The sequence below is a fragment of the Carnobacteriaceae bacterium zg-84 genome, assembly GCA_013874835.1.
Taxonomy (GTDB): Bacteria; Bacillota; Bacilli; order Lactobacillales; family Aerococcaceae; genus WM01.
The window spans coordinates 784,691-798,494 of sequence record CP059430.1 but is presented as its reverse complement, the minus strand read 5'-3'; the positions used below and the strand labels follow the sequence as shown (position 1 = coordinate 798,494).

Here is a 13,804-nt window from a genome sequence, read left to right as displayed (position 1 = left end):
GGATACCTCCTATTTATGATACGCTTGATTATTGATAATTCGATATGCTCTATAAATTTGTTCACTTAATACAACACGTATGAGTTGATGAGGCATTGTAATTCTTCCAAATGAAAAAAGCTCATTAGCTCTTTTTTTGACGTCATCACTTAACCCAAGAGAGCCACCTATAATAAAAGATAACCGACTTTTCCCATGAAGAGCATACTGTTCTATTTTTTCAGCAATCGTTTCAGATGTGACTAATTGTCCTTCTATGGCTAAAGTGATGACAATATCTTGTTCACTAATTTTAGATAGGATACGGTCGCCCTCTTTTTGTTTTACAAGTTCTTTTTCTTTTTCACTCATGTTATCTGGTGTTTTTTCATCGGGTACTTCTATAATGTCAAATTTACAATAGGCTCCTAATCGTTTGCTGTATTCGTCGATAGCTTGTTTTAAATATTTTTCTTTAAGTTTACCCACGGCAATAATTTTTATATTCACTCTGTCATCTCCAATGTTTCTATAAGCAATCGTTCACGTAAAGCATGATGTACAACTGGTGGCACCATAGCTTTTATGTCGCCACCTAATTTATAAAATGTTTTAACGCCACTTGAACTAATGTGAGAATACTCTGGTTTCGTTAATAGAATGACGGTTTCGATATCTTGATTATAACAAGACATGGTTTGTTCATATAATAAATCTGCTGTTTGGCGTACACCTCTTAAAATAGCTATTGCTTGATAATGCTTAGCGACATCAATAAGTAATCCTTTTGTATGTCCAATAACATATACATTGTCTAATGATTGACAAACTTGTTTCACGAGTGTGATACGTTCTTTTGAAGAAAAGGTGTATGTTTTTTGTTCATTTGTTGATACGACAACAATAATCTTATCAAATAACGAAAGTCCTCTTTTTAAAATATCTAAGTGACCATTGGTAATTGGATCAAAACTTCCTGAAAATATTGCTATTTTTTCCATACACTACTCCTTACTCTTTGTCATTCGTGATAACATGATAAAATGTTACAGCAATGGTACCATATTCTTGCCGTTTCCACTGTGATAAACAACCAATAGTAGTTGGTAAATAAATAGATTTGTCCGTTTCACAAACAGCAAGCGTATCTTCTGTTACAATGCCTTGGTCGATTAGCTTTAATAAATCTTGTTCAATCGTTTGTTGTTTATAAGGAGGATCTAAAAAAATAAGATGCACAGGTTTATTGAATTTATACCCTAGTTTTTTACAATCTCCTTTTATTAAGTGAAATTTTTCAGGTTCTTTTGTAATGGCGATATTTTCTTGAATAATGGCTTGTGCTTTTCTATCTTTTTCAAATAATATCGCAAAATCCATACCACGAGATACGGCTTCAATAGATAAACCACCACTTCCACCATATAAATCAAGACAGATACCACCGTCAAAATAAGGACCGATAATATTGAATATAGACTCTTTTACTTTATCTGTTGTTGGTCTTGTAATATCGCCTGCTAATGCTTTGAGATGTCTACCACCATATTCACCAGAAATAATGCGCATATTTTTCTCCTAATCTAGAAAACAGAAGAATTAAGCTAATTCTTCTGTTTTCTCTAAACTTTTTTCAAGTGCATGTTCAAATGTCATATCAATATCTGGTAAGTAGGACATTTCAACAGATCGCACAAAATGTAATTTATTTATTTTTTCCATGACGCTTTCTATTTGCTCGTCGTTGACGTACATGGCAACGTAGTGCATACGTTTTGATGTATAATAAATATGACCGAAACGTTTTAATCCGGTTAAATTACGCAATGAATAAACTTTAACGATAAGTCCTCGTCTTTTTACTTCATTCATGTCTTTCTCCTTACTGTAATTCAATCAATAAATCTCTTGAATCAACCAAATCTTGTTCATGCACATAAATTTGATCTACGACACCACTTTCTTGAGCTTGAATCATGGTTTCCATTTTCATTGATTCTGTCACAACAAGAGGTGTTCCTTTTTCAACTTTATCACCTTTTTGAACAAGTAATTTCACAATCGTTCCCGGCATGGTTGCACCTATTTGTTTACGATTAGACGGTTCTGCTTTCTTACGAACTGAAACTGATTGATTGGCACTTAAATCTTTGATTAAAATTTCACGGTTTTGTCCATTAAAATTAAAGTAAATTGGACGATTCCCGTCTGAATCAGGTTCTCCAATTTGCACAAGACGAATGGACAAAGTTTTACCTTTTTCAATTTCAACAGAAATTTCTTCACCTGCACGCATTCCATGGAAAAATGTAGGTGTATCAATGTGTGACACATCTCCATATTTTTCAGTTGCTTTCATATAGTCTAAAAAAACTTGAGGATACATAATATAACTTAATATATCTTCTTGAGTTGGTTCATAGCCTAATTCTTGACGTAACAAAGCACCTACTTCATCAAAAGAAATTGCCTCTGCTAATAACCCCGGTCTGACGGTAAATGGTTGTTCATCTTTTAAAATAAGTTTTTGTAATGCTTTTGGAAATCCTCCAACGGGTTGCCCTAAATCTCCTTTGAAAAAGGCTCTTACAGAAGCTGGGAAATCAATGTGCTCTCCTTTTTCAAAAATATTATCGACTGTTAATTTATTTTTAAGCATAAATAATGACATATCGCCAACGACCTTTGATGATGGCGTCACTTTGACAATATCTCCAAATAATTGATTGACGTCAGCATACATTTTTTCAACGCTTTCCCACTCTGTGTCATCAATTCCTGTTGCTTTCGCCTGTTGTTGTAAATTGGTGTACTGTCCACCAGGCATTTCGTGTTGATAGACGGCTGTATGTGAGCCAAGTTGGGATTTTGTTTCAAAAGCATCGTAATATTGACGTACGCCCGACCAATAATGATTGATTTTCTCGATATTTTCTAAGGATACATTTGGTACTCTTTCTGTATCGGCTAATCCGTACATTAAAGTACTCATACTTGGTTGGCTTGTTCCACCTGAGAAAGCCCCCATAGAAACATCGACAATATCCACACCTGCTCTGGTTGCTGCAGCATACGTATAAATACCATTGCCACTTGTATCGTGTGTATGTAAGTGAATTGGAATATTGATTTCGTCTTTCAAAGCACTAATCAATGTATAGGCAGCTTGCGGTTTTAATAAACCTGCCATATCTTTAATTGCTAAAATATGTGCCCCACTATTTTGAATGTGTTTAGCAAAATCAATGTAGTAGGCTAAATTATATTTTGGTCTATTCGGATTTAATAAATCTCCTGTATAGCACATTGCCACTTCAGCAACTTTTCCAACATCTCGCACAGCTTGAATACTTTTTTCCATTTGCGGTAGCCAGTTTAAAGAATCAAAAATACGGAAAATATCAATACCATTTTGTGCAGATACTTTAATAAATTCTTCAACGACATTATCTGGATAATTTTGATACCCAACAGCATTAGCTCCACGAATTAACATTTGCAATAGTGTATGTGGCATTTCTTTACGTAATAATGCTAGACGTTCCCACGGATTTTCTAATAAGAAACGATAAGCTGTATCAAAGGTTGCACCACCCCACGCTTCCACAGCAAATAATTCTGGCAAATATTCTTTATAGTATGGTGCGATTTTAACCATATCATGTGTACGCATACGTGTTGCCAATAAACTTTGATGAGCATCTCTAAAAGTAGTATCTGTTAAAAGTAATTCGTGTTGTTCACTAATCCATTTTGCTAGAGCATCTGGACCTTTTGTATCTAAAATATGTTTTGGATAGTCAAAAACAGAACGTTCATGTAATTTTGTTGGTAATAATGCTTGATGATAAGCATGTTTTTCATGTTTTGAAATACCTGCAAACCCATTTACTGTTACATCTCCTAAGTAGTGTAACATTTTATTGCCTCGATTTCTTAATTTTGAAAAGACAAATAGTTCTGGAGTTGTATCAATAAATGTTGTTTTCGCTTCGCCAGTTTCAAAAATCGGATGAGCAACTACATTTTGCATAAAGGCAATATTTGTTTTTACACCACGAATACGAAATTCAACGAGTGCACGTTTCATTTTTGTAATGGCATCTTTAAATGTACGTCCATATGTACAACATTTTACTAACATTGAATCAAAATAAGGTGTTACGACATTTCCTTGGAAACCATTTCCTGCATCTAAACGAATACCGTAACCACCTGGAGAACGATAAGTATTAATACGTCCCGTATCTGGAATAAAGTGATTTTCTGGATCTTCTGTTGTGATACGGCATTGAATGGCAGAACCGTTTAAACAAATATCAGATTGATTTTCAATATGCAAAGCATCATAAATAGTTTCGCCTTGTGCAATTTTTAATTGTGTTTGTACAATATCAAAACCTGTTACTAATTCTGTAATCGTATGTTCTACTTGTACCCTAGGGTTGACTTCGATAAAGTAAAAATCTTCTTGTCCAGTCCATAAAAATTCAACAGTTCCTGCATTTTCATAATGAATAGATTGTAAGAAATCTCGTGCTGCTGTACAAATTTTTTCTCGTATTGTTTCAGTCATAGAGATACATGGAGCTACTTCTACGACTTTTTGATGACGTCTTTGTACAGAACAATCACGTTCAAACAAGTGAACCGCATTCCCATAAGCATCTCCAATCACTTGTACTTCAATATGTTTTGGATTTTCGATATACTTTTCAACGTATACATCACTTGAACCAAATGCAGCTTTTGCTTCTCCTGATGCACGTAAATAATTTTCTTCTACATCATGCGCAGAGCGAACAATACGCATACCACGTCCGCCACCACCTAGTGAAGCTTTAATCATGACAGGATAACCGTACGTTTGTGCAAATGTGTAAATATCATCTAATGACTGTACAGGACCGTCTGTTCCCGGAATGGATTGTAAACCTGCTTTTAAAGCTGCTTCTTTTGCTTTTACTTTATCTCCAAGAATATCTAAATGTTCTGCTTTTGGACCAATAAAAATAATTTGTTCTTCTTCACAACGTCTAGCAAAATGGCTATTTTCAGATAAAAAGCCATAACCAGGATGAATGGCATCAACATTTGCTTTTTTTGCAATTTCTAAAATAGACTCTATATCCAAATAGGCGTCAATCGGACGTTTTCCTTCTCCGACTAAATAAGCTTCGTCAGCTTTAAATCGGTGTACAGAATGCTCATCTTCTTTTGCATAAATAGCTATTGTGCGCATGCCTAATTCATTGGCTGCACGGAAAATACGAATGGCAATTTCACCACGATTGGCAACTAAAATAGTTTTAATTTGTTTCATCATATTTTATAGACTCCCTGTTATTTTTTCTATCATACATTGAAATTTTTAAGACAATACCTATGGAAATAAACGACGCAATCAAACTCGAGCCACCATAACTAATAAAAGGTAAAGTAACACCCGTTAAAGGCGCCATACTTGTCACACCAGCAATATTTAAAGAAATTTGTATCATGAATAAAATGGCAATACCTAATAAAACAAATTTATCAAAAACACGTTTTACGGTTAAACTTCTTTTAAAAATCAAATAAACAAGAATAAATAATAGCACTGTGACGAAAATAACACCAAAAATACCTAATTCTTCTCCAATAATAGATAAAATAAAATCGGTATGAAACTCGGCTAAATAGCCTGTTTTTTGAACGCTATTTCCTAGACCAACGCCCGTTATACCACCACGTGCTAAAGCGTAAAAGGAATTACGAATTTGTCTGGAAGCATCCGCAGAACTATTAAATGGATTTAAAAACACCAAAATACGTAAAACACGATAATCAGACGTTCCTATCGTGTTGGCTAATAACACCACAAAAGAAATCAATGCTGCAAAGCCAATGCCTAACCATTTTAATGCTTTTTTCCAAGGAAATATGCCACTAGACAACCAGATTAAAATCAGTGTTCCTAACATAATAGCAAAACCACCTGTATCGGGTTGTAATAATACGGTTAATAAAATACCTGAATAAACAAGCCCTAGTGTTACTTCTTGATGATGTTGGCACCAAAATTTTATACCTTTACTAGCTTGTTCTGGAATGGGTAACTCTGGTAAGTATCTTCCTTCAGCAAAATAAAAAGCTGTCATCCAAATTAAAATTAATTTAGCAATTTCAAGTGGTTGAAAATTAAAAAGCCCTAAATTCAACCAACCTTTCGCTCCATTAACAGGTGTCCCAAAGAAAAGCAAGCCAATCAAGATAATCATAATCCCACCAGCAAAACGTTTCAGTAGCGTTACATTTGTAAAAAAGCGATATTTAATGGTCATTGTGGCGACACAAATGACTAATCCTAGCGCTAAAAACATAGCTTGTCGTTTCACATAATAAAATGGATCTTGTATCACAATAGATGCTACATAACTTCCTGCTGTATAAACAGACATAATACCAATTACTGATAAAATCATCGCAATCGCAAAAATAAAAATTTCTAGTAATTGACTTTGTTCCAATTTCTTCATTTGTATACTCCTAAGCACTAAAATACCTAGATTATTATACCATAAAACATTGAAAAATACTGTAAATTTATTAAGGAAACTATTTAGTTTGACTTTCAAAGTAACTTCGTTTAAAATAAACGTCATCTTAATAAAAGGAGTTGTATCATGACAAAACAAAAAGGACTATTTTTATTGCGTTTAGCTATTATCTTATCCGGTATAATTGGTTTGGCCTTTTTATTGCCCGATAAATTATATAAATTTACGTACTATACAAATATTTCCAATTTATTGGTCGTCCTATTTTATATGTATCTATTGTATTTAGGTAACAAACCGTATTCACAAACAATATGGCGTTTAAAAGGTGGTATCACGATTTGTATTACTTTAACATTTTTAGTCTATGCTATTTTATTAGCACCAAAAGCAAAACCAGAAGATTTTTATCATATTAAAAATTTTACCTTGCATTATATTGTACCGATTTTAACCATTTTTGATTGGTTAATTAGTGACAAAAAAGGACAATACAAAAAAAGTGATCCTTTTTTATGGACAATTGTTCCTTTAATCTATTGTATTTTTTCACTGATAAAAGGTTTTGTTTTTCATATTCCTATCCCAGAAGAACCACATAGTCCGTATCCTTATTTCTTTATCAATATTGATAAATACGGTTGGAATGGCTTTTTCACTTATTTTACTGCTATTTTAGTTTTATATATTCTTTTAGGCTATATTATGGTTTTTGTCAAACGATTAAAAAAATAAATATCTAAAAAACCGGAGTGTTTGAGTCACTCCGGTTTTTTTATTCTTCACTTAAGTTTAAAACAGCCATAAATGCTTCTTGTGGTACTTCTACACTACCAACTTGTTTCATACGTTTTTTACCTTCTTTTTGTTTCTCAAGAAGCTTTTTACGACGTGATACATCTCCACCGTATAACTTAGCTGTAACGTCTTTTCTAAGTGCTTTAATATTGGTACGAGCTAAAATTTTATTTCCAATTGCTGCTTGAATTGGCACTTCAAATAATTGTCTTGGAATCAATGTTCTTAATTTTTCAACTAGAGCACGTCCTCTATTTTGTGCAAATTCTTTATGCACAATCACACTAAAGGCATCAATCACATCACCATTTAATAAAATATCCATTTTCACAAGGTTACTTGCACGATACCCTATCATATCGTAATCAAGTGATGCATAACCTTTTGTGCTTGATTTTAAATTATCAAAGAAATCAAAAATAATTTCTGATAATGGTAATTCATAAATCACATTCACACGAAACTCATCTAAATAATCCATTGTTACAAATGTTCCACGCTTCCGCTGACAAATTTCCATAACCGCTCCAACATAATCGTTAGTCACCATAATACTTGCTTTTACATAAGGTTCTTCAATACTGTCAATCATCGTTTGGTCTGGCATTGCTGACGGATTATCAACAATCACTTGAGAACCATCTGTTTTATTTACATGATAAATAACAGACGGTGCTGTCGTGATTAAGTCTAAATTGAACTCACGTTCTAAACGTTCCTGAATAACGTCCATGTGCAATAATCCTAAAAATCCCGTACGATAACCAAATCCTAATGCTTGAGATGTTTCAGCCTCAAATTGTAAAGCAGCATCATTTAATTGTAATTTTTCTAAAGCATCACGTAAATCATTATATTTAGAGGAATCTGTTGGATATAATCCACAATAGACCATAGGATTCATTTTACGATAACCAGATAGTGCTTCTTTGGCAGGGTTACTTGCTAAAGTTACCGTATCCCCTACTCGTGTATCTTGAATGGTTTTAATACTTGCTGTAATATACCCAACATCTCCAACCATTAAGTAATCACGTTTAATTGGTTTTGGAGAAAAAATCCCCACTTCTACCACATCAAATTCTTTTCCGTTACTCATTAACTGAATTTTATCACCCGGTCTAACAATTCCATTTTTCACACGAACATTTAAAACAACACCACGATAACTATCGTAGGCAGAGTCAAAAATAAGTGCTTGTAAAGGTGCATCAATATCCCCTTGTGGAGCAGGCACCATACTTACGATTTGTTCCAATATTTCAGGAATACCAATTCCAACTTTTGCACTTGCTAAGACAGCTTCACTGGCATCAATACCGATAACATCTTCAATTTCTGTACGGACACGCTCTGGATCAGCAGCAGGTAAGTCAATTTTGTTAATTACAGGGATAATCTCCAAGTCATTATCTAATGCCAAATAAACATTAGCTAAGGTTTGCGCTTCAATACCTTGTGCAGCATCAACTACTAAAATAGCTCCCTCACAAGCTGCCAAACTACGTGATACTTCATAAGAAAAATCGACGTGTCCAGGAGTGTCGATCAAATGGAAAATATACTCTTCTCCGTCTTGTGCCTTGTATGTTAATTCAACAGCATTTAATTTAATCGTAATCCCACGTTCACGTTCCAAGTCCATAGAATCGAGTAACTGATCTTGCATTTCACGTTCAGCCACTGTGCCTGTTCCTTGCAAAATTCTATCGGCTAATGTTGATTTCCCATGGTCAATATGGGCAATAATCGAAAAATTCCTAATCTTTTTTTGTCGTTCTCTCATGTATTCTTTATGCATATATAACTCACTTTCTTCCTTATTCCATTTGGACAAACGTTATCTGACACATTATATCACAAAATACAAAGAAAAAAACAGTGCTTTACATAGAATAAAGCGAGTTAATTTGCTTAACTCGCTTTAATTTTTTAATTCATATATGTGTTCATTGGATATGTTAAATAACTTGGATCCATCAATTTTTCAGGTGTAATAAATCCTGCCGGAGCCATTAACACTGACGGAATACGATTCACAACAGTTGCGCATGTGTGTGCCACTGTATCTGGTTTACTTACAGAAAAGACCATATTTGGCTCACCAATAATTTCAAAGTCACACATATCTCCTTCGTTTTCACGATATACTTTACCAATACATTCAACTTCTAATTCAATACCTTGATGTGTATGAATAGTGGTCACTGCAGACATCCCAATTGCATGACCTGCTTTAATTGTTTGACCTAATGTTTCTGAATAAATGTCTTCTTCCAATGTAAATGGAACGCTTTTTTGTGAAATATCTTTAATCGTCCAATTCATTTTCGCACAGATTCCTTCTGCTGCATTCCACATGTAAGATGGGAAACTTTCTGCACTTCCGATCTCTTTATCAAAAGTATCTAAATCATAGCCAGCTCCGTGTGCTTTTGCAAGTGCTAATCCATAATCTTCTACATTATAACTAACGGCACCTTTTACTTTTGTAATGTGATTCATACCAGACATCATCAATACAGGCATATTAATCCAGTAAATATCTTGCATACCTGAACCAGTAATTGTGATACCATTTTCTTTGGCAAATCTATCTAAACGATTTGTTTCTGATGGAGCTGTTGTCCAAGGATAAATAGCTTCTTCACATGTTGTAATAACATTAACACCATTTTTAGCACATTGTTCAAAAAATGGATACATATCAGACATATAACTGAAAATTGTCACAATAGCTATGTCTGCATCACAACTATCTAACACAGCTTGTGCATCGGATTGAATCGTTACTCCTGTTTTAAAACCTAATTCAGCAAATTCTCCTAAATCTTGTCCAATAATCTCTGGGTTTGCATCAATGGCACCTACTACTTCTGCTCCATGATCGTATAAGTATTTAATCAATACTTTTGACATTTTACCGCAACCATATTGAATCACTCTAATTTTTTCGTTCATCATAAAAACCTCCTATATCATGTGAAAAAAATCACTTTTTATATTATAATAAAAATATGCTTTTTATCACAAAACATCTTTTTTTGTTATCTTTTACACAAATAGTATAATGTCTATACTAACTATAGAGTCAAGACTTATATTTTAATTGGAGGAAAATATGTATCAAAAAATAAAGATTGGTGAATTTGCTAAGCAAAATCATATTTCTATTCAAACACTTCGTTATTATGAACAAATTGGTTTATTAAAGCCTGCCTATATTGATGATGTATCTAAATATCGCTATTATCACATTTATCAATCATCAATGGTTGATGCAATACACTATTTAAAACAGTTTGATTTTTCTCTTGAGGACATTAAATCAATTTTTTCACATCCAAACAATATAGATATTGTAGATACTCTCATCACAAAGAAACAAAAAGAACTAGAAGAAGTTAAAAAAAGACTTCATCAACAAATGTATGAATTAAGTTCGTTTCGTGAAAGTTTACATGTATATCAAGACAAACGGTATAAAACGGATATTGAAATAATCACATTACCAAAACGACATATTACACTTTTTCCTTGTCATAAAAATATTTATGATATGACGACTGAAGAATATGAACATACTTTACGTCGCTTTAAACAAAGTTTTGTTGAACAAGAACAAATTGATAATAGTTTATTTTATCGAATTGGTTCTATTATCAAAAAAGATTCTTTTGAACACTCTCATTTTGTATCGCATACATTATTTGCTGTAATGCCTACATCTTCTCAGCATACGACAGATTTAGAAGAAACAACTTATGCTATTTTCTATTGTCAATCTTTTGAAGACGAAATTCAAATGCTTCCTATTTTTAGAAAAAAATTAGATACATTAGGTTATAAAATAACGGGAAATTATATTTGTGAAGTCATTTTTGAAACATTTCAAACAGATTTATCTCCAAGACAATTATTTATTCGTATGCAAGTTCCAGTATCTCTTGCGTCATCTTAAACAATACTTTCACATTTTAAGATAATTATCATAAATCGTGTTGCTACTAACACGATTTATGATAGAGTCTTTAGAAAGGAATTTGATATTTTTAAAACCTATCAGAATAGTATTTATCATGCTTTTATCACACCTTATGCAAACAATATCACAGAATGATTAAAGCTATCAAACGGATTTTCTATGGTTATAGACACTTTTCTTATTTTAGATTTCATCTTTTAATCATACAACATCATTCTCAGGGCAGAAAATGAAAGTAAAAAAGGTGGTGAATGGCATTAGCCATTCACCACCAACACAATTAACAAAGAGCCGTTTTTATAAGACTATTGATAATTAATAAATGTTTGATTTTCCATTAAAAATGCAGGTGCTGTATCTTGATCATAACTTGTGTTATATTTTTTCATTAAATAATCATACACATCTGTTTTTTCTTTAAATTTAAGTGCTTGATAAGGTTCTTGGAATGATAATTTTTCAACAAACAAATAACCATTATCATGTGGGACTAGAACGCCCACATGTCCAATAAACAGGTAATCGCCGTCTAAATTATCATGAAAAACAACGGAAAGCATTGTCGCATTGTTTTGTGTAAATTGCACATGACTTAAATGCTCTTCCATTTTTTTAGCATGAACATGTACGTCTTTTGACGGTGTTGTTTGTACTCTTGAAAAAAGTTGATTGAAATATGCTTTTTCTTCTGTTGTGAATAGATTTTCCATATCAATAGAATCATTGTCTATAAACAATAATTGAGAGTCTTCTTTAATATTATCAGAAAAAGATAGTTGTTTTTTTAGTAGAGCAAATGTGTTAATACGACAATTTGTACCAGGAAAAGTATTTTTCTTTTGTGCCCATAATGTATCTATTTTTTCTTGATCATAAATAGGCATTTCTTTTTGAAAACCTGTTGCTAATGATATATGTTCAATGGTTTCATTATAATCTTTCACAAAAGACATAAATGTATTCACATCTTGTGCATCTAAATATTGTACTAATGCTTTGTTTACTTCTTCTTGACTATTTGTATCTGCCATATTTGACATAGTAAATTTAGAAATATTTTCGACAGTTGTCGTCACACTTTCTTCTGTCATTTTTTGTTCTGATGCTGTGCATCCTACAAGTAAAAGACAGGCACTTCCCACCAAAAAAATTGTTTTTCTCATCTTTTTCCCTCTCCCTCTCATTCATTTGGCCTTATACAGCTGATTTTAACACAATTTCTTTCCCTTTTGCGTTATATAATTTAGGAACAAGTGTATCTTGTTCAACAGAAATAACGCATTTTTTAATCTGTTTGTTGGTTGGTATATCAAACATCACATCCAACATCACTGTTTCAATAATTGCACGTAATCCTCTAGCTCCCGTTTTACGCTCAATTGCTTGTTTAGCAACTGTTTCCAATGCTTCTGTTGAAAAATCTAGTTCTACATTATCTAAGCCTAATAAATACGCATACTGTTTAACTAATGCATTTTTGGGTTCCGTTAAAATGCGTACTAAATCATCAACAGTTAATTTATCTAATGTGGCAATAATTGGTAAACGACCAATAAATTCTGGAATTAGACCAAATTTTAATAAATCTTCTGGAATAATATGTTTCATTAAACTTTCTTTTTCATCTAAAACTTTTGTCGAACTTCCAAAACCAATAATTTTAGCTCCCAATCGTTCTTTCACAATATTTTCAATACCGTCAAAAGCACCACCTACAATAAATAAAATATTGGTTGTGTCAATTTGTAAAAATTCTTGATGAGGATGTTTGCGCCCTCCTTGAGGTGGAATATTAGATACTGTTCCTTCTAAAATTTTTAAAAGTGCTTGTTGAACACCTTCGCCACTGACATCTCTTGTAATAGATACATTTTCACTTTTACGAGCAATCTTATCAATTTCATCAATGTAAATAATCCCTCGACTTGCAAGATCAATATCATAATCGGCAGCCTGAACCAATTTAACTAAAACATTTTCAACATCTTCTCCAACGTATCCTGCTTCTGTTAATGTTGTTGCATCAGCAATCGCAAATGGTACATTTAGCATTTTAGCTAATGTTTGTACTAAAAATGTTTTTCCTGAACCAGTTGGACCAACTAAACAAATATTACTTTTTTGTAATTCAACATCTTCTTTCACTTGAGAAAAAATACGTTTATAGTGATTATATACAGCAACAGCTAAATTTTTCTTGGCGTAATCTTGACCAATCACGTATTCATTTAAATGTTTAAAAATATCTGTAGGTGTTGGGATTTCTCCAATAAAATGTTCTAAAGAGTCATTTTGTTCTTCTCCTAGAATGGCATCACATAGTGCAACACATTCATTACAAATATAAACATCTGGTCCTGAAATAATCTGATTTACTTCATCATGATTTTTTCCGCAAAACGAACAACGTGGTTCTATTGTTTTATCCATCATTTCTATTTCCTTCTCCTATAATTTTAAATATCGCATACTGAAAGATAGCATATTCTCACAATAAGTACAA

12 protein-coding genes are annotated in these 13,804 nt (G+C 32.8%); 2 read left to right on the top strand and 10 right to left on the bottom strand.

All coding sequences use genetic code 11. The annotated features are described in order from the left end of the window. Positions 1 to 9: 9 nt before the first annotated feature. From rlmH to H1220_03765, 6 genes are read right to left on the bottom strand one after another with little or no spacing between them, the layout of a single operon-like run. Entirely contained in the window at positions 10 to 489 is a 480-nt protein-coding gene (rlmH, locus tag H1220_03790; protein ID QMI86478.1) for a 23S rRNA (pseudouridine(1915)-N(3))-methyltransferase RlmH, read from the bottom strand. Further along, positions 486 to 980 (bottom strand): pantetheine-phosphate adenylyltransferase, encoded by a 495-nt coding sequence (gene coaD, locus H1220_03785; GenBank protein QMI86477.1) that lies wholly within the window; start codon positions 978 to 980, stop codon positions 486 to 488. Before coaD ends, rlmH begins: the two co-directional genes overlap by 4 nt. Positions 981 to 990: 10 nt before the next feature. Further along, a complete protein-coding gene (gene rsmD, locus H1220_03780; protein QMI86476.1) occupies positions 991 to 1,548 on the bottom strand; it encodes a 16S rRNA (guanine(966)-N(2))-methyltransferase RsmD in 558 nt (185 codons plus the stop codon). Between the two features lie 30 nt (positions 1,549 to 1,578). Then, entirely contained in the window at positions 1,579 to 1,851 is a 273-nt protein-coding gene (locus H1220_03775) for a YlbG family protein (GenBank protein ID QMI86475.1), read from the bottom strand. A 10-nt stretch (positions 1,852 to 1,861) separates the two neighbouring features. Then, a complete protein-coding gene (locus H1220_03770; GenBank protein QMI86644.1) occupies positions 1,862 to 5,293 on the bottom strand; it encodes a pyruvate carboxylase in 3,432 nt (1,143 codons plus the stop codon). Further along, on the bottom strand, positions 5,289 to 6,497 hold the full coding sequence (locus H1220_03765) for an FtsW/RodA/SpoVE family cell cycle protein (GenBank protein QMI86474.1): 1,209 nt from the start codon (positions 6,495 to 6,497) through the stop codon (positions 5,289 to 5,291). Before H1220_03765 ends, H1220_03770 begins: the two co-directional genes overlap by 5 nt. Before the next feature lie 147 nt (positions 6,498 to 6,644). Here H1220_03765 and H1220_03760 point away from each other — a divergent pair, with 147 nt between their 5' ends. Beyond that, positions 6,645 to 7,253, top strand: a complete 609-nt coding sequence (locus tag H1220_03760; protein ID QMI86473.1) for a Pr6Pr family membrane protein — start codon at positions 6,645 to 6,647, stop codon at positions 7,251 to 7,253. Positions 7,254 to 7,293: 40 nt separating this feature from the next. Here H1220_03760 and lepA read toward each other — a convergent pair whose 3' ends face one another. Both lepA and H1220_03750 read right to left on the bottom strand, forming a co-directional pair. Continuing rightward, entirely contained in the window at positions 7,294 to 9,117 is a 1,824-nt protein-coding gene (gene lepA / locus H1220_03755; GenBank protein QMI86472.1) for an elongation factor 4, read from the bottom strand. Between the two features lie 131 nt (positions 9,118 to 9,248). After that, entirely contained in the window at positions 9,249 to 10,280 is a 1,032-nt protein-coding gene (locus H1220_03750; GenBank protein ID QMI86471.1) for a dihydrodipicolinate reductase, read from the bottom strand. 157 nt (positions 10,281 to 10,437) lie between these two features. Here H1220_03750 and H1220_03745 point away from each other — a divergent pair, with 157 nt between their 5' ends. Continuing rightward, the gene (locus H1220_03745) at positions 10,438 to 11,277 is read left to right on the top strand and encodes a MerR family transcriptional regulator (GenBank protein ID QMI86470.1); all 840 of its coding nucleotides are present in this window, start codon (positions 10,438 to 10,440) and stop codon (positions 11,275 to 11,277) included. Between the two features lie 329 nt (positions 11,278 to 11,606). Here the strand turns inward: H1220_03745 and H1220_03740 are convergent, their stop codons facing one another. Together H1220_03740 and clpX are read right to left on the bottom strand one after the other, a co-directional pair. Beyond that, positions 11,607 to 12,464, bottom strand: a complete 858-nt coding sequence (locus tag H1220_03740) for a DUF4300 family protein (GenBank protein ID QMI86469.1) — start codon at positions 12,462 to 12,464, stop codon at positions 11,607 to 11,609. Positions 12,465 to 12,495: 31 nt separating this feature from the next. Then, complete coding sequence (clpX, locus tag H1220_03735; GenBank protein QMI86468.1) at positions 12,496 to 13,734, bottom strand: ATP-dependent Clp protease ATP-binding subunit ClpX; 1,239 nt, start codon at positions 13,732 to 13,734, stop codon at positions 12,496 to 12,498. Positions 13,735 to 13,804: the final 70 nt, after the last annotated feature.

Coding starts and splice junctions, on each gene's coding strand:
- coaD (QMI86477.1), bottom strand. CDS start 980: ATGGAAAAAATAGCAATATTTTCAGGAAGTTTTGATCCAATTACCAAT.
- H1220_03745 (QMI86470.1), top strand. CDS start 10,438: ATGTATCAAAAAATAAAGATTGGTGAATTTGCTAAGCAAAATCATATT.
- clpX (QMI86468.1), bottom strand. CDS start 13,734: ATGATGGATAAAACAATAGAACCACGTTGTTCGTTTTGCGGAAAAAAT.
- lepA (QMI86472.1), bottom strand. CDS start 9,117: ATGCATAAAGAATACATGAGAGAACGACAAAAAAAGATTAGGAATTTT.
- rsmD (QMI86476.1), bottom strand. CDS start 1,548: ATGCGCATTATTTCTGGTGAATATGGTGGTAGACATCTCAAAGCATTA.
- H1220_03740 (QMI86469.1), bottom strand. CDS start 12,464: ATGAGAAAAACAATTTTTTTGGTGGGAAGTGCCTGTCTTTTACTTGTA.
- H1220_03750 (QMI86471.1), bottom strand. CDS start 10,280: ATGATGAACGAAAAAATTAGAGTGATTCAATATGGTTGCGGTAAAATG.
- H1220_03765 (QMI86474.1), bottom strand. CDS start 6,497: ATGAAGAAATTGGAACAAAGTCAATTACTAGAAATTTTTATTTTTGCG.
- H1220_03775 (QMI86475.1), bottom strand. CDS start 1,851: ATGAATGAAGTAAAAAGACGAGGACTTATCGTTAAAGTTTATTCATTG.
- H1220_03760 (QMI86473.1), top strand. CDS start 6,645: ATGACAAAACAAAAAGGACTATTTTTATTGCGTTTAGCTATTATCTTA.